This window comes from Catenuloplanes japonicus, assembly GCF_000717135.1.
GTDB classification, from domain to species: domain Bacteria; phylum Actinomycetota; class Actinomycetes; order Mycobacteriales; family Micromonosporaceae; genus Catenuloplanes; species Catenuloplanes japonicus.
Window position 1 is genome coordinate 55,395 of the sequence record NZ_JNXY01000028.1, and the last position, 15,848, is coordinate 71,242.

A 15,848-nucleotide genomic window follows, 5' to 3' on the forward strand; every position below is an offset into this window, starting at 1 on the left:
GGTCCGTCGCCACGATCATGGCTGTGTGGTCAGCACCGGCCGTGGCGCTCTCCGGTCGTACCCGCAAGAAATGCTTTTGATTTGAAGCACGTAGGATGGGCGGGTGACTGACATGACGGGTGGGCTGAGTGCGGAGGAGCTCGGCGCGTATTTCGCGTTGATGGAGGTCGGGAGCCTGCTGCAGTACGCGGTGGATGCGCATCTGCGGGCCGAGGGCGACCTCAGCTACGTGCAGTTCCAGATCCTGGCCCGGCTGGCCGACGCGCCGGAGGGACGACTGCGGATGACGGACCTGGCGGACGGCGTGGTCTACAGCCGCAGCGGGCTGACCTACCAGGCCGGGCTGCTGGAGAAACGGGAGCTGATCACCCGCTCGTCGTCGCCGGACGACGAGCGCAGCGTCATCGTGTCGGTCACCGACGGCGGCCGCGCCCTGGTCGCCCGCGTGCTGCCGGGGCACGTGGACGACGTCCGGCGGCTGCTGTTCGACCCGATGGCCGACGGCGATCTGGCCGCGATCAGCGAGGTGCTCGGCCGGATCCGCCGGCACATGCGGTCGACGCCGCCCCGGTCGGCCAAGCCCCGCGCGAAGAACCGCCGCAAGGGCTAGGCGCCGACCGTGATCACGGTCTTGCCGGGCACCGCGCCCGGCTCCGCGTGCACGGTCGCCAGCGCGGCCAGCGGCACCCGGCGGGCGACGTCGACGCGCAGCTCACCGGCGTCGATCATCGCGACCAGGCGGGCCAGCTGCGCCGCGTCGCTGGTGGCGAAGAGGTCGATCCCGCGCACGCCGCGCCCCTCGTCGGACGGGGCCGGCATCCACACGGTCGTGTTGACCAGCACGCCGCCGTCACGGATCAGCGTGACCAGTTCGGCCAGCCGCTCCGGCGCGACGGGTGCAAGGTTGAGCACGACGTCGACCGGCTCGGTGACGTCGGTGACGATCTCGTCCGCGCCCGCGGCCCGCGCCCGATCGGCGCTGCGGGCGCCGGTGATGCCGATGACGTACGCGCCGGCGTGCTTGGCCAGTTGCACGGCGTAGTCGCCGACCGCGCCGCCCGCGCCGTTGATCAGCACGCGCTGACCGGCGGCCAGCTTGGCGTGGTCGAACAGCGCCTGCCAGGCGGTGAGGCCCACGGCCGGCAGCGCGGCCGCATCGGCCAGCGGGATGCTCGTCGGCGCCGCGGCCAGGATCCCGGCCGGCGCGATCACGTACTCCGCGGACGCGCCGGCGCCGGTCATCGGCAGGAAGCCGACGACCCGGTCACCGACGGCCACGGTGTCCACGCCGTCGCCGAGCGCGTCGACCGTGCCGGCGACGTCGAGGCCGGGCGTGTGCGGCAGCACGACCGGGATCGGGCCCTGCATGAACCCGGCCCGAGCTCATTGAGACCGTAACATGCTTCAGATTCGAAGCTAGCCAGTGAGGCTGTGACCCCGGCTACACAGGCCCTCAGCTTCCCGAGGTGCGGCGCACCGCGCACCGCCGTCCGTCAGTCCCGGCGGGCGGGTATCGGGACGAGGACACCGAGCGCCACCACCGCTCTCCACCTCACCGAGGATCGCCGGCGGCCGCCACCGCCCTGCTGTGAGCCTCGGCCCCCGGACGAGGGCGGAGGACGAGGAGTTTCTGGCGGCGGCCCTCGCCGAAGACGACGTGACAGTCGAAGTCGACCCGCCCGGCACCCGGGTGAAGGATCGCGGTCGTCTCCGCCCGGCAGGCATGCACCTCGTGCCGGCTCCACAACGTGGCGAACTCGGCGCTGACCCCCAGCAGCGCGCTCACCAGGCCGGCCAGCTCCGCGGCATCCGGTCCGAGGTCCATCGCCGCACGGATGCTCGCCGCGTACGTCCGGCTCTGCGCCTCGTGGACGTCGACGGGGTAAAGGTCCCGCTCACCGGGGCGGGCGAACCAGCGGTAGTAGCCGCTGCGGTCGAGCCCGGCGAACCGCGTCAGGTCGCCGAACAGCGTACGCGCGAAGGGATTCTGCAAGAGGGTCTGACCGATGTTGGAGTTCACCATCGCCGCGCTGTCATCCAGCGACTCGAGCAGCATGCGTAGCGCCGGATCGATCGTCGTGACACCGTCGTCGCGTACCGGTGGATTGTGGCCGATCAGCGTGAACAGGTGGTCCCGCTCGTCGGCGGTGAGCCGGAGCGCGGTCGCGAGCGCGGCCGCCACCTGCTCGGACGGGCGCGGCCCGCGGCGCTGCTCGAGCCGCGTGTAGTAGTCGATCGAGATGAACGCGCGCGCGGCGACCTCCTCGCGGCGCAGCCCGGCTGTCTGGCGAGGCCCCGGCCGGTCCGGAACCGCGGCCGCCCGACGGCGACGAAGGAAGTCCGCAAGGCCCGATCTGTCCACCTACCCATCTTCGCGCGGGCCGGGAAGGGATCACGAGTCCCTCCCCGCCGGCCGGACGAGGTGCCAGCATCGGAGCCGGTCAACCGGAGGGAACACAGTGGTCTACAGGGTCGAGGTACCGGCCGGCATGGTCGGCGGGGACGTGGACGAAGGCTACGGCGCGGTCGCCGACGCCTTCCGCGACAACTTCGCCGTACGCCGCGAGATCGGCGCCGCCTGCGTCGTCTACCACGGTGGACGGAAGGTCGTGGACCTCTGGGGCGGCTACCGGGACGGCGTCCGCCGTCTGCCGTGGGAGGCGGACACGATGGTGCCGGTCTTCTCCACCTCCAAGGGCGTGGCCGCGACCGCGATGGCGGTGCTGCACGCGCGCGGCCTGCTCGACCACGACGAGCGGGTGGCCACCTACTGGCCCGAGTTCGCCGCCGCCGGCAAGGCCGACGTCACGGTCCGCCAGCTGCTCGCGCACCAGGCCGGGCTGGCCGCGATCGACCGGCCACTCACGCTCCGTGACCTGAACGGCTCCCCCGCCCTCGCCGCGGCCCTCGCCGCGCAGCGCCCGGCCTGGGAACCCGGCACCCGGCACGGTTATCACGGCCAATCCCTCGGCTGGTACGAGAGCGAGCTCGTCAGCCGGGTCGACCCCGCCGGACGCCGGATCGGCCGGTTCTTCGCCGAAGAGATCGCGGCGCCGCTCGGCCTGGACTTCCACCTCGGCCTGCCCGCCGGCGCCGACCGCGACCGGATCGCCCGCATCCACGGATTCCGCTCCTGGGAGATGATGCTGCACCTGCGCGCGATGCCGCCGTCGTTCGTCCGCGCGTTCGCGAACCCGCGCAGCCTGTCCGCGCGCGCGTTCGGCAACCCCCCGGAGCTGGGCGCGGTGGAGAACTTCAACCGCCCGGACGTGCAGGCCGCGGAGATCCCGGCGGTGAACGGCGTCGGCCAGGTGCGGTCGATCGCCCGGCTCTACGGCGAGATGGCCACCGGCGGCGCCGCGCTCGGCCTCACCGAAGCCTCGCTGGACGCGTTGCGCAACGCCGCCGAGCCGCCGACGGGAGGGCTGTTCGACGAGGTGCTCCGCGTGGAGACACGCTTCTCCCTGGGGTACATCAAGCCGTTCCCGTCGTTCCGGTTCGGATCCGCGTCGGGCCGGGCGTTCGGCACGATGGGCCTGGGCGGCTCGTTCGCCTTCGCGGACCCGGACACCGGGACAGGCTTCGCCTACGCGATGAACCGCACGGGATTCCGGCTCTGGGACGACCCGCGCGAGGTGGCGCTGCGGGAGGCGATCTTCACGCGGATCCTGGGGGTCTCCGGGCGTGGCGCTACATCGGCTCGAGGCGGGCCAGCCGGAGGTCGCCGGCGAGGTACGGCAGCGCGACCCCGTTGAACCGCGCGACGGCGCTCCGTTCCTGGTGGCGGGCCAGCACGGCACCCGACGCCCAGCGCTCGTAGAAGACGATCTCGCCCGTGCGCGATTCATGCACCTCGTAGATCAGGCATCCGGGCTCCTCGCGTGAGGCCTCGATCAGCTCTTTCAGCGCGGCCCGCACCTCCTCGCGGCCCTTCTCGTCAATCGGCGCCGTGACCAGCAGGGTGACCGGGCCTTCGGCGCGCACGGCGTCCTCGATGCCGTACGCGAAGCTCTCGTCAGACACGTATTACTCCTATGCCGTCGTGGGACTTCGACGCTAGGTCTCCGGGGCGCTCCGGCGATCGATCATCAACGCCAGATCGTGGTATACAGGCGACATGTCCAAGGTCGGTAGCTTCTCGGTCAGCACGGAACCGGCCGATACCGGACAGCCGTCATGGGACCGGTTCCTACAGGGCTGGCAGGCCGAGATCGGCGAACGATTCGCGCTGCCGCACTTCACCCCGGAGACCGCCGACGCCTTCGCCGGCCGAGTGCGCGCCGGCCGGATCCTCGACACCGCGATGGTCGACCTACAGGCCGTGTCGCCGACACGTACCACCGGCGTGAGCGGAGAGACCGACCTCGTCCGCCTGTACGTCGTCGAACGCGGGACCTGGACCCTCGACGATCCACTCGGCCGCGGCGAGCACGCGCTGAACACCGGCGACTTCCTCCTGCACCACGTGCGGGCACAGTCGCACTTCCGTTCCCAGCCGTTCACCGCCGCACGGATCCTCATGTTCCGCGACAGCACCCTCGGGCCGCTGGTGAAACAGGGCGCCCGATTCGGCAACGGCGGCTCGCCGGAGCTACGACTGCTCGTCGCCCACGCCCACCTGATCCAGCACAGCCTGCGGGACCTCAGTGCCGCCGGCGCGCTAGCCGCCCACGCCGCACTGATCGAGCTGATCAAGGGCGTCGCCACACGGCAGCTGGACGCCGCCGAGCCCGCCTTCTCCCCGGCGCTGGTACACCAGGGCCGCCGTCTCGCCGACCGCCGGCTCACCGGCGCCGGGGTGAAGCCGGCGGACATCGCCCGGGAACTGCACGTCTCCCTGCGCACGTTGCAGCGGGCTTTCGCCGGCAGCGGCGAACCCCTGGCCGACTACATCCGCCGCAGGCGGCTCGAACAGGCACGTCTGGATCTGGCGACCGGTCCGGCCGCCTTGAGCGTGACCGAGGTGGCGGCCCGATACCACTTCGCCGACAGCACCCACTTCATCCGCGCCTTCAAACGGCGCTTCGGCATGACGCCGGCCGCATTCGTCCGCTCCCAGCGCCGACCGTAGGAGTCCCCGTCCTCCCTCCCGGGACACTCATTGAGCGCGCCGCCCGGGGCGTGCGGGGAGGGGGTGCGTGTGAGGGGTGGGAGGGCTGCGCTAGGCTGTCTTCACTGCCGCGGGGAGCAATTCCGGCGGCGGGCGGGACGTGGCGCAGTTTGGTAGCGCACTTGACTGGGGGTCAAGGGGTCGTCGGTTCAAATCCGGCCGTCCCGACGTAAAGTCGCAGGTAGAGGCCTGGTTTCTGAAGATCAGAAACTGGGCCTTGATCGTTTGACCGCCGTTTGACCGTGGACTGAGACCTCACCAGCCGCACAATCAGACATGCGTCGTCACCCGTCAGCGGGGATCTTGGCATCGTGATTCAGCTCCGCCTGCCGAGCGCACATCTCGGCGCGACACCACGAACAGTGGGCGTCAGCGGCCTGCTCATCGCGCTCGCGTGCTGGACCGCCGGCATGGCCATCATCCAGCTGTTGCACGACGCGGCCCGGACTCCCGGCGAACAGATGGCGAGCACTCGGCTGTCACGTCGCGTGTTGCTTGCCGCTGCGGGATCGGGCCTGGCCCTCGCCACGGGATTCGGGCTCTACAGCAGCGCCTACATGACCCTCTTCAGAGACACGTTCGCGTGGTGGCCGATCCTTTTCGCCCTGCCGATCGTCATCCTCACCAGCGCGGCCGGGCTGACCATCACCCGGATCACGTCCCAGAACATCCCCTTCTGGGTACGCGACTATCGCACATCCGTCATACCCGCACTCGTCTCCACCGCCGAAATCCTCATCACCGGCGCCGCCACCGAAGGGGCCATACCGGATTTCATCCGGCTCGGGCTGCGTTACGACACCTTCGCGCGCTTCGGCATGCTGGTCCTCGGCATAGGCATCGGGCTCGCCATCACACGCACCCGTCTGAGCCAACTCGTCGTCGCCACCGCGTTCGGTCTGAGCTTTGCGGTCATCTATACCCGGCGAACACTCAACCACTACTCCTGGACCTTCGCCGCGGCCATCATGTGGTGGGTCCTGACCGCCACGCTCCACACCATCCGCAGCGCCTCACCGCGGCTCAACGAACACATGCAACGAATCCTCGGGATGTGACTCACCATCGCCTACAACGATGCAAACCCAACAAATCGGTCGATACCACGGGACCTCCCGCACAACATCCGATCAGTCATTGAGCCGCAGTTTGATCCGCGGCAGTGCCCCGGGTACCCAGAGCTCCACCGCTTGACGGACCAACCAACAATCCAGCGGGCGCGGCCGCCGTTCGAGACACCTCCAGATCGTCCGTGGTGGACACAACTGTTGTCACCAGCTCTCAGCACAGTTCAGGACCACTCGCGCGTGCGAGGGGAGGAGACGGCGGATACTGTGGTCCGTGGCATCCGTTCGCGCGCATCTACGAGAATCATCTCAGCGGGAAGTCAGCCTGCCCCTCGGCGGAGCAGGTCCGCTCGGGATACCCTCGTCCGGAAAGCGTCTGACCGCCGAAGCAAAGTGAACGAAAATCCGCTAATTGATCTATAGCGCCCCAGGTCAAGAAGTCTCTTCCCCGCGCACGCGGGGGTGGTCCCATGGCCGACGGCGCGTCGGGGGCGATCGGTGACTCTTCCCCGCGCACGCGGGGGTGGTCCGCGGAGCAACGCGGCGTCGCAGCCTCCGGGGAGCTCTTCCCCGCGCACGCGGGGGTGGTCCCTTGCGCATGCGCGCCTCCTGCGGTGAGTCGGTCTCTTCCCCGCGCACGCGGGGGTGGTCCCGCGCTCGCGAACGCCTGGGCGCTCTCAATCGTCTCTTCCCCGCGCACGCGGGGGTGGTCCCGAGGCGCAGCGTAAGCCGGTCCTGTTCTCCCGCTCTTCCCCGCGCACGCGGGGGTGGTCCTCCAGCCGTGCCACCCAACCTGCTCGTGCCAGACTCTTCCCCGCGCACGCGGGGGTGGTCCCCATTCCACCGCGCTGCCGCCGAGCCCGATCCCCTCTTCCCCGCGCACGCGGGGGTGGTCCCTGGCGCGGAGGCCGCCGCGTGGACGAACGTGGCTCTTCCCCGCGCACGCGGGGGTGGTCCTGAGCGAGCGCGTGCGGCAGGTGGTTACCTGGGCTCTTCCCCGCGCACGCGGGGGTGGTCCCAAGCCGTAGGACGCGGCCAGCGCCTCAGCACCCTCTTCCCCGCGCACGCGGGGGTGGTCCCTGCCGGGACGTGTCCCGCTGAAGCCGGGCCAGCTCTTCCCCGCGCACGCGGGGGTGGTCCCTCGCTGGGCAGGCTGCCCGGCCCGGACTCCATCTCTTCCCCGCGCACGCGGGGGTGGTCCGCACGCAAAGCCGCCACCACCGACTATCTGAAGCTCTTCCCCGCGCACGCGGGGGTGGTCCCGCGGACGCACGCGCGGGCCTGGACGAGAAGACCTCTTCCCCGCGCACGCGGGGGTGGTCCCAACTCGGGACCCGTCGGGTACGGCGACACCGACTCTTCCCCGCGCACGCGGGGGTGGTCCTGTCGCGGTGGTCGGGGCGCTCGGCCAGCGGACCTCTTCCCCGCGCACGCGGGGGTGGTCCCTCAACGGGTCGAGCTCGCGCGAGGGAGGGCACCTCTTCCCCGCGCACGCGGGGGTGGTCCACCGACTGCTGGAGACCTTGCTCCCGCCACAACCTCTTCCCCGCGCACGCGGGGGTGGTCCCTCGGCCTACCCGGCGCCGAACCGCCGGACATCCTCTTCCCCGCGCACGCGGGGGTGGTCCCGAGATCGTCTCGACGAACACCTACAACCGATGCTCTTCCCCGCGCACGCGGGGGTGGTCCCTCATCGGACGCCCCGTACCGGATCGGCCCGAACTCTTCCCCGCGCACGTGGGGGTGGTCCCCCGGGCGGCGGGGCGGGCACGAAACCGGCCACCTCTTCCCCGCGCACGCGGGGGTGGTCCCGCAATGAGGCCACCCTCCGTAGAGGATGGCCTCTCTTCCCCGCGCACGCGGGGGTGGTCCGCAGTCGCTCGATCGTGATTCTGTCCGTCTGGCCTCTTCCCCGCGCACGCGGGGGTGGTCCGTCTGCCCCTGCTGCACGACAATCAGCCCCTGGCTCTTCCCCGCGCACGCGGGGGTGGTCCCTACCCTGGCTTCGTTCTGCCGTGCCGTCCGGACTCTTCCCCGCGCACGCGGGGGTGGTCCCGGCGTCCGCCAGGTCACGTACGACCCGGTGGCCTCTTCCCCGCGCACGCGGGGGTGGTCCCTTCGTGCGGCCGTACGGGCCCTCCGGCCGGTCCTCTTCCCCGCGCACGCGGGGGTGGTCCCAACGACGCGGCACAGATCGTCGTCGACCGGGCCTCTTCCCCGCGCACGCGGGGGTGGTCCCGTCGGCATCGTCTGCGACGACGACGGCCGCTCCTCTTCCCCGCGCACGCGGGGGTGATCCCGCGCTCACCGTCCTCAACCAACTCGGGACGATCTCTTCCCCGCGCACGCGGGGGTGGCCCCTCCTGGCTGTTCGACCCGGCTAAGGTCCGCGGCTCTTCCCTGCGCACGCGGGGGTGGTCCCGCTCTGCCGAACGCGCGGAGGTTCGACGGGAGCTCTTCCCCGCGCACGCGGGGGTGATCCGACCCGGATCGGGGTCTTGGTCAGCAGCCGCTGCTCTTCCCCGCGCACGTTGGGGGTGGTCCCGGGTGCGGCGGCGCCGACGGGTGGGTCTTGACCTCTTCCCCGCGCAGGCGGGGGTGGCCCGTGCGGCAAGGGCCCGTTCTCGGCCGCGCTGATCTCTTCCCCGCGCACGTGAGGGCTCCCGCTGACGTGATTACCGCCGCGTTCGGTGGCGCCCCTCCCCGCGCACGTGGGTGATTCCTGGAAGCTGGACGAGGTGCCGCGATGATCCGTTCTCCCCGACGCACGCGGGGGTCTCAAGCGCGGAGGAACCTCTTCCCCGCGCACGCGTGGGTGGTCCCATCTCGCGGATCACCACCGGTACGTCGGTGGCGTCTTCCCGCGCACGCGGGGGTGGTCCTGCCAGATCGTCGCGGCCCAGTCCCCGGCGTACCTCTTCCCCGCACGCGGGGGTGGTCCCGCGATCCCGGCGACCGGCTGGACCTCGTTGTGCTCTTCCCCGCGCACGCGGGGGTGGTCCCGGCACACCCCGCCGCAGGCACATCCGCCGCAACTCTTCCCTGCGCACGCGCGGGGGCGGTCCCTGACGCGCAAGGGCATCATGGCCACCGGGCTGCTCTTCCTTGCGCACGCGGGGGTGGTCCGACGGTCTGGTTGATGCTGTTCTGGAGCGCGATCTCTTCCCCGCCTACGCGGGGGTGCTCTGACCGTTGACGTGATACGTCGTGCCGTCCTGATCTCTTCTCCGCGAATGCAGGAGTGGTCAAAACGGCATTCAGCGAGGGCGGTGCCCGTTGGCCTCTGCCCGGTCTCGCGACTCAGGCCAGGAGCGAAGGCTGGTTGGGAGGTCGCCCTTGATCCGCGTGGGGCCGTGGGCTCCTCGCCGGCTCGCGGCCGAGCGCATCGGCGGGCACCGAGAAAATCGGCTTCTTCCACACCGATGAGTTTCGGTAGGCCGCGCGGTCTCACTCATAAAGCCGGCTACCAGGGAGCATCCGTGACGTCGATCAAGCCCATCATCAGCACCCCCGACCTGCCCCGTCTGCGCGCGTTCTACGAGACGGTGCTCGGCGCGACGCAGACTCTCCGCGAACCCGAGGAAGGCCCCGAGTTCTACGTCGAGCTACTGATCGGCGCGACCGCACTCGGGATCGTGCAGGAGAAGGACACCGAGATCGGCACACCGGTACGAATCATCTTCAGCGCCGACGTCGCAGACGTAGACGCGCTGCTCCCGACGGTCGAGACGGCCGGCGGCACGGTGCCCGGACAGGCCAACGACATGCCGTGGGGCCAACGCGTCGCACACGTCCTCGACCCCGACGGGAACATGCTCAACCTGACCACGTGGCTCCGAGGCCACGGCCCATCCTGACCACCTCCACGATCTGCCGACTGACGGATACCGATAGAACACGATTTCCGATCAAACCCCAAGAGCCTGCCGGGGTACGAAAATCAGCATTGGAGACGCCGGAAGCGCTAACCGCTGCCGGTCCGGGTGCAGGTGAGCTGTTCGTGGGGACGCTCGGGGCTGCCGTACCAGAACTCGGCCGACCGGCGCACCGCTTCCGCGCACATCCTCGGCCGAGCAACCGACGACGCTCAGAGCCCTGGGAACGAACGGGCATCAGCGCGAAGTGGTGAGCTGGTGGTTGCCGCGCGCGTCGGCGACGGCGTGTGTGGCTGCAGCGGCCGGCCCGGCGACCGGGAACGGCCCGCGTGAGTGGCGGGTGCGCAGGTTGGCGCGGCGGCCGGGCTACCTCAGCGGCAGGTCGGCGACGGCGATCGCCACCAAGCGTTCGGCCGCGCCGGATTCACCACCGCCGGTGGTGGCAGAGGGGTCGGGTGCCGGGCGGGCCGGTACGATCCCGCTCGGCCACGTCGACTTCACCACAACGGAGGTACGCGTGGGTGAGCACGCAGTCCGCGCCGGCGGGCAACCGCTCTGCGGGGTGACAGGCACCGGGTGGCGGGACGTGCCGGCCGCATGAGCGCCGCGATGATCGAGCTGCGGGACGTGGTCAAGTCCTATCCGGGGGCCGTGGCGCTCGACCGTGTGACGGTCCGCGTCGAGGCGGGTGAGCTGGCCGCGGTCGTCGGCCCGTCCGGGTCCGGGAAGTCCACGATGCTGCACCTGGCCGGCACGCTGGATCGGCCCACCAGCGGCGAGGTGCACGTCGACGGGCAGGAGGTGTCGGCGCTGTCCGACCGGCGGTTGTCCGAGCTGCGTGCCGAGCGGATCGGGTTCGTGTTTCAGCAGTTTCACCTCGCGCCCGACGTGCGCGTGCTGGACAACGTGGCGGACGGCCTGCTCTACGCGGGTGTGCCCCGGCGGCGGCGACGCGAGCGTGCGGCCGAGGCGCTGGACGGTGTGGGTCTCGGGGACCGGTTGACGCATCTGCCGCACGAGTTGTCCGGCGGCGAGCAGCAGCGGGTGGCGATCGCCCGTGCCGTCGTCGGTGAGCCGGCGCTGCTGCTGGCCGACGAGCCGACCGGGAACCTGGACCCCGCGTCCGGCGGGGAGGTGATGCGGCTGTTCCGGCGGCTGCACGAGGCCGGGACCACCGTCGTGATCATCACGCATGACCGGGAGCTGGCCGCCGCATTCCCCCGCGTGATCGCGATGCGCGACGGAAGGATAACCGCATGAGACTGTCCCCGGTGGACGCCGTCCGGGTCGGCGCGGCCGGGATCACCGCCCGGCCGCTGCGCGCGCTCCTGGCCACGGCCGGCATCGCGATCGGGGTCGCCACGATGGTGTCCGTGGTCGGTGTCTCCGCCTCCGGCCGGGCCGGCGTGGATCGGGACCTGGCCACGATCGGCACGAATCTGCTCATCGCCACACCCGGCCGGGCGGCGGGCGGGGAGCCGGCGCGGCTGCCGGCCGGGGTGGTCGAGATCGCCGGCGGGGTCGACGGCGTCACCGCCGCCTCCGCGACCGGGCAGGTGAAGGCGAACGTCTACCGCTCCGAGCAGGCCGGCGAGACCAGCGGCATCGGGGTACTGGCGGCCCGGACCGACCTGCTCGGCCCGGCCGGCGCCACGGTCAACCGCGGCTCCTGGCTGAACGAGGTGACCGGGCGCGACCCCGCGCTCGTGCTCGGCGCGGACGCCGCCCGGCGGCTCGATGTCGACCGCGTCGATCCCGAGGTGCGGCTGTGGCTCGGCGGCCGGTGGTTCGTCGTGGCCGGTGTGCTCGCGCCGGTCCCTCTCGCCCCGGAGCTGGACGCGTCCGCGCTTGTCGGCTGGGACGCCGCGCGGACGCTGCTGGACTTCGACGGCGCCGCCGGCACCGTGTACGTCCGCACGGACCTGGACCGGGTCACCGAGGTGCAGGCGCTGCTGGCCCGCGCGGTCAGCCCGGACCGGCCCGGCGAGGTTCTGGTCGGGCAGCCGCGCGAGGTGCGGCGCTTGCAGGAGCTGCGCGTCCAGGATGTCGCGGACCAGCTGATGAACCAGATGCTGCTCGTGCTCGGCGGGGTCACGCTGCTGGTCGGCGCCGCCGGCGTGGCCAACACGATGGTCGTGTCGGTGCGGGAACGCCGGTCCGAGATCGGGTTGCGGCGCACGCTCGGGGCCACCCGGGCGCAGATCCGCACCCAGTTCCTGACCGAGTCGCTGCTGCTGTCGGCGCTCGGCGGCACGGGCGGAATCGTGCTCGGGGCGGCGGTGACCGGCTGGAACGCCTGGCAGCGTGGATGGCCGCCGGTGGTGCCGGTCTGGGCACCGGTGGCCGGGCTCACGGTCACGGTGCTGATCGGCGGGCTGGCGGGGCTTTATCCGGCGGTCCGCGCCGCACGCCTGCCACCGACGGAGGCCCTGGCGGCACCGTGAGCGCGACGGCCCGGCCTGCCCGCGGCCGGCGTCACGCCGGCTGCGGCACGCAGTGCCTGTTCCGGGGTGGCTCGGCTGCGGCACAGGCCATCGGCGGAGCCGTCCCGGGCGGGATCTCCGTGGCACCCGCCGCGAGCAGGGCTGGTAGACGTCCGGAAGCTCTGCGATCAAGAGCCTCCACGACCTGCCGGCGTACGGTGTGCGGCTGAGGTAGCCGTCAGCCACGCCGTACGATGGCGGCGGTCAGCTTTTCCGGCTCGCTGCCGAGGCGGTGCGGCTGGTCGATCACGAAGCCGCCGATCTCCGGTCGCCACAGCGGGTGCCGGCCGGCGGCGGTGGAGCCCGGTGCCGGCCGGACGACCAGGAAGGGTCGCTGCCCGGGGTGCAACGGCCGCACGTCGGCACCGCCCACGTCGGTCCAGCGCAGCCGGTGGGCGTGGTGGCGGTCCGGCTGGTAGGTCAGTCCCGCGGCGTCGACGGTCAGTCTCGGGTAGGTCTTGGCGGCCGCGCTCAGCAGCGAGACCGCGGCGGCGAGCGCGGCCAGTCCGGTCACGACGGCGGCCACGCCGATCCAGAAGTAGAGCGTCCACAGCTCACCGACGAGGTCCCCGCGCGCGAGGTCGTCGCGGTTGTTGCCCGCGACCCAGACGGCGAGGGTGAGGCCGCCGGGGAATGCGGCGCAGCCGAGAAGCGCCGCCGCGATGCCCGGCAGCCGCAGCCACCAGCGGCGGCGGACGAAGCCGGTGCCGCGTGCGGGACGCCAGTCGAGCCGCCGGGCCAGCAGGACCGTCAGCAGGACGCCCCAGATCCCGGGAAACAGCAGGCTGGGCCCCACGAGTAGATGGTTGACGGCGAGCAGCGGAGACACCACCAACGGCACCGTCAGCAGTACGCCCGGCAGGCTCACGGCCCGCGCCACGTTCACCGGCGCGGGAACGGTGGGCGGGTCCGGTGCCGGCGTGGCGACGGCGGTGTCCGGGGCCTCGATCGCGGGCGTCGTTCCCGCGGGCGCGGCCTTGCCGGGCCGGGAGAGGCTGCCCAGGGCGACGACCAGTTCGGGCTGTTCGAGCACGGTCGGGGCGACGCCGAGCGACCGGTGCAGCAGGCCGGCGACGAGCGGGATGCGGGAGGAGCCGCCGACGAGGTAGATGCCGGCGAGGTCGGCCGGTTGCAGACCGGTGGCGCGCAGCGCGGCCTCGGTGGCGGCGACCGTGCGCTCGAGGAGCGGGCGGGCCAGTTGCTCGAACTGCGCCCGGCCGAGCGGGGCGTCGATGTCGAGCAGCGGCAGATGGACGAAGGTGGTGGCGCTACGGGACAGCAGCTCCTTCGCGGCGCGGATGTCGTCCCACAGGGCACGTCCGGCGCGGCGGTCCTCGGCGCTTCGCGGTGCGGCCAGCCGTGCCCACTCCTGCGGGGCGCGGTCGGCGTAGGTCGCCGCCAGCAGCGCCCAGATGGCGGCGTCGACGTCGAGGCCGCCCGCGTCCGGCAGGCCGTCCTCGGCGAGGATCTCGAAACCGTCCGGGGTGCGGCGCACCACCGACACGTCGAAGGTGCCCGCCCCGAAGTCGTACAACATCATGGGTGTGCCCTCCGGCACTCCCGTGTCACCGCGGGCGGCGAAGTAGGCCGCCGCGGCCACCGGCTCGGCGAGCAGGGCAGGTGTGCCGAGACCTGCCTGGACGGCCGCGGCGACGAGCGTCTCCCGGCGACGGGTCCCCCAGGCCGCGGGGCAGGTCAGCGTGACCGCGTCCGGAACGTCACCGGCGACCCGCACCGCCTCGTCGGCCACCCGCCGGAGCACGGCCGCGAAGAGGTCCGTCACGGGCAGTTCGGCCTCGCCGAGCAGCACGGTGCCGTCATCGACCAACCGCTTGGGGTACGGCTCGAACCCGGCCGGGTTCGTCTTCGCCGCGTGCAGCGCGTCGCGGCCCACCAGCAGCGCGCCGCCCGGCTGAGCGCACACCGCCGACGGCAGCAGCTCCGATCCGTCGAACAGCAGCGGCCGCACCGACCCGTCCGCACGGCCCAGCACCGCCACCGTGTTCGAGCTGCCGAAATCCACTCCCAGCCGCGGTCCTACCAAGCGCATGCGCCCCATCGTAGGTATTTCGCCAAGCCCGGCCGGGCACGGACTCGTCGCCGTCCAAAGACGGTGGCAGGAGAGCGCCGGCTGCGCACCCGCCCCTCATAAGGGCGGCGCGCCCTGCGACTCAGCCCAGTGCGGCCGCGAGGAGCGGCGGCACCGTCTCCAGGGCGTACCTGTAGCCCAGGACCGAGTTGCTCGCGAACGCGGAGGAGATGTCCTTGTTGTCCAGGTAGACGACGTGGCCGGCGCTGACCGACGGTACCGACTGCAGGAGTTTGTCGCCCTTCACCTCGTCGGCGGTGATACCGATCATGGTGATGGTGGTGAGGTCGGCGTCGAGCGTGTTGATCTTCTCGTCGGAGATCTGGATGGAGAAGGTGTCGCCCTTGAGCGCCTCGATCGCCGGCGAGGGGGTGAAGCCCAGTCCGGCGAGGAAGTCGACGCGGCCGCTGCCGCCCACGTACGCGCCCCAGCCCCGGACGGTCCTGGAGCCGGCCGCCACCGTCTTGCCCTTGAACTGCGGGTTCGCGGCCGCGACCGCGGCGAACTGCGCCTCCAGGCCGGACTTGAGCTCGGCGGCCTCGGCCGTCCTGCCCAGCGCCTTGCCGACCATCTCGAGCTGCTGGTCCCAGGTGGTCTTGTACGACTCGCCGCCCGGCGGGATGTCGACGACCGGGACGCCGAGCGCCGCGATCTGGTCGTAGCGGTCCTTCTTGCCGCTGGCCCGGGTGTCCAGGATCAGGTCGGGGTTGAGCGCCGCGATCTTCTCCATGTCCAGCTCCAGGGTGCCGACCATCACCGGCGGCGTCGTGTACTTCCCCTGGTTCCACGGCCCCTGGCCGTCACCGCCGAACGGGATCCAGTCGGCGTCGCCGACGGGCTGCACGCCGAGCGCGAGCGCGACCTCCGCGTCGCTCCAGCCGAGCGTCACGACCCGGGTCGGCTGCTTCTCGATCGTCACGTCGCCGAAGGCGGTGGTGATGGTGACCGGGAACCGGTCACCGGCCGCCGCGGACGAGGACGACGCCGGGTTCTCCTCGTCCGCGCCGGTCGTCGAGCAGGCACCGAGGGCTATGACGGTGGCCGCGGCGGCGACGAACAGCCGACGGCTCCGGGACGGGACAACACGCATGGCGGGCAAACTCCACAACTCGAATGAAGGGTTGCCTTACCTAACAGTCTGCCCGCGTCGCCCTTCAAGCTCGTGGGGCTCACGTCACAACACTCGGTGCGGCGCGGAACAACGCCCGGGAACATCGCCTCGAT

The 15,848-nt window shown here is 71.8% G+C and carries 13 protein-coding genes, 1 tRNA gene and 1 CRISPR repeat array; of the genes, 8 read left to right on the top strand and 6 right to left on the bottom strand.

The annotated features are described in order from the left end of the window. Window positions 1–112 precede the first annotated feature (112 nt). On the top strand, window positions 113–610 hold the full coding sequence (locus OP04_RS33850) for a MarR family winged helix-turn-helix transcriptional regulator (protein WP_085066982.1): 498 nt from the start codon (window positions 113–115) through the stop codon (window positions 608–610). Here the strand turns inward: OP04_RS33850 and OP04_RS33855 are convergent. Both OP04_RS33855 and OP04_RS33860 read right to left on the bottom strand, forming a co-directional pair. After that, on the bottom strand, window positions 607–1,368 hold the full coding sequence (locus OP04_RS33855) for an NADP-dependent oxidoreductase (RefSeq protein WP_085066983.1): 762 nt from the start codon (window positions 1,366–1,368) through the stop codon (window positions 607–609). The genes OP04_RS33850 and OP04_RS33855 overlap by 4 nt on opposite strands. A 184-nt stretch (window positions 1,369–1,552) precedes the next feature. Next, window positions 1,553–2,362, bottom strand: coding sequence for a helix-turn-helix transcriptional regulator (locus tag OP04_RS33860; RefSeq protein ID WP_033344007.1), 810 nt, complete (start codon window positions 2,360–2,362; stop codon window positions 1,553–1,555). 97 nt (window positions 2,363–2,459) lie between these two features. Between OP04_RS33860 and OP04_RS33865 the strand changes: the two genes are divergently transcribed. Further along, window positions 2,460–3,755, top strand: a complete 1,296-nt coding sequence (locus OP04_RS33865; RefSeq protein ID WP_085066984.1) for a serine hydrolase domain-containing protein — start codon at window positions 2,460–2,462, stop codon at window positions 3,753–3,755. Here the strand turns inward: OP04_RS33865 and OP04_RS50380 are convergent. Continuing rightward, window positions 3,691–4,023: a putative quinol monooxygenase gene (locus OP04_RS50380; RefSeq protein ID WP_051799502.1), complete on the bottom strand. Its 333-nt coding sequence runs from the start codon at window positions 4,021–4,023 to the stop codon at window positions 3,691–3,693. The two genes, OP04_RS33865 and OP04_RS50380, sit on opposite strands and share 65 nt — an antisense overlap. Before the next feature lie 94 nt (window positions 4,024–4,117). On the opposite strand from OP04_RS50380, the gene OP04_RS54935 reads away from it, so the two are divergent. The 3 genes from OP04_RS54935 (at window position 4,118) to OP04_RS33885 (ending at window position 6,168) form a co-directional block, all read left to right on the top strand. Beyond that, window positions 4,118–5,071, top strand: coding sequence for a helix-turn-helix transcriptional regulator (locus OP04_RS54935; RefSeq protein ID WP_033344008.1), 954 nt, complete (start codon window positions 4,118–4,120; stop codon window positions 5,069–5,071). Window positions 5,072–5,204: 133 nt separating this feature from the next. Beyond that, window positions 5,205–5,278, top strand: a tRNA-Pro gene (locus OP04_RS33880). A gap of 143 nt (window positions 5,279–5,421) precedes the next feature. Then, window positions 5,422–6,168 (top strand): hypothetical protein, encoded by a 747-nt coding sequence (locus OP04_RS33885; protein WP_157240730.1) that lies wholly within the window; start codon window positions 5,422–5,424, stop codon window positions 6,166–6,168. A 450-nt stretch (window positions 6,169–6,618) separates the two neighbouring features. Further along, window positions 6,619–8,659: a CRISPR direct-repeat array (repeat unit 28 nt; unit sequence CTCTTCCCCGCGCACGCGGGGGTGGTCC). Window positions 8,660–9,010: 351 nt separating this feature from the next. Here the strand turns inward: OP04_RS33885 and OP04_RS53830 are convergent. Then, window positions 9,011–9,166, bottom strand: a complete 156-nt coding sequence (locus tag OP04_RS53830; protein WP_157240732.1) for a hypothetical protein — start codon at window positions 9,164–9,166, stop codon at window positions 9,011–9,013. Between the two features lie 490 nt (window positions 9,167–9,656). On the opposite strand from OP04_RS53830, the gene OP04_RS33890 reads away from it, so the two are divergent. The 3 genes from OP04_RS33890 to OP04_RS33900 all read left to right on the top strand — a co-directional run bounded on the left by OP04_RS33890 (window position 9,657) and on the right by OP04_RS33900 (window position 12,496). Further along, entirely contained in the window at window positions 9,657–10,034 is a 378-nt protein-coding gene (locus tag OP04_RS33890; RefSeq protein WP_033344010.1) for a VOC family protein, read from the top strand. Between the two features lie 627 nt (window positions 10,035–10,661). After that, entirely contained in the window at window positions 10,662–11,312 is a 651-nt protein-coding gene (locus OP04_RS33895) for an ABC transporter ATP-binding protein (protein ID WP_198154071.1), read from the top strand. Then, the gene (locus OP04_RS33900) at window positions 11,309–12,496 is read left to right on the top strand and encodes an ABC transporter permease (protein ID WP_033344012.1); all 1,188 of its coding nucleotides are present in this window, start codon (window positions 11,309–11,311) and stop codon (window positions 12,494–12,496) included. Before OP04_RS33895 ends, OP04_RS33900 begins: the two co-directional genes overlap by 4 nt. Window positions 12,497–12,713: 217 nt before the next feature. Here OP04_RS33900 and OP04_RS53835 read toward each other — a convergent pair whose 3' ends face one another. Together OP04_RS53835 and OP04_RS33910 are read right to left on the bottom strand one after the other, a co-directional pair. Continuing rightward, a complete protein-coding gene (locus OP04_RS53835; RefSeq protein WP_232323839.1) occupies window positions 12,714–14,585 on the bottom strand; it encodes an Hsp70 family protein in 1,872 nt (623 codons plus the stop codon). A gap of 121 nt (window positions 14,586–14,706) precedes the next feature. Next, on the bottom strand, window positions 14,707–15,714 hold the full coding sequence (locus OP04_RS33910) for an ABC transporter substrate-binding protein (RefSeq protein ID WP_033344013.1): 1,008 nt from the start codon (window positions 15,712–15,714) through the stop codon (window positions 14,707–14,709). Window positions 15,715–15,848 lie beyond the last annotated feature (134 nt).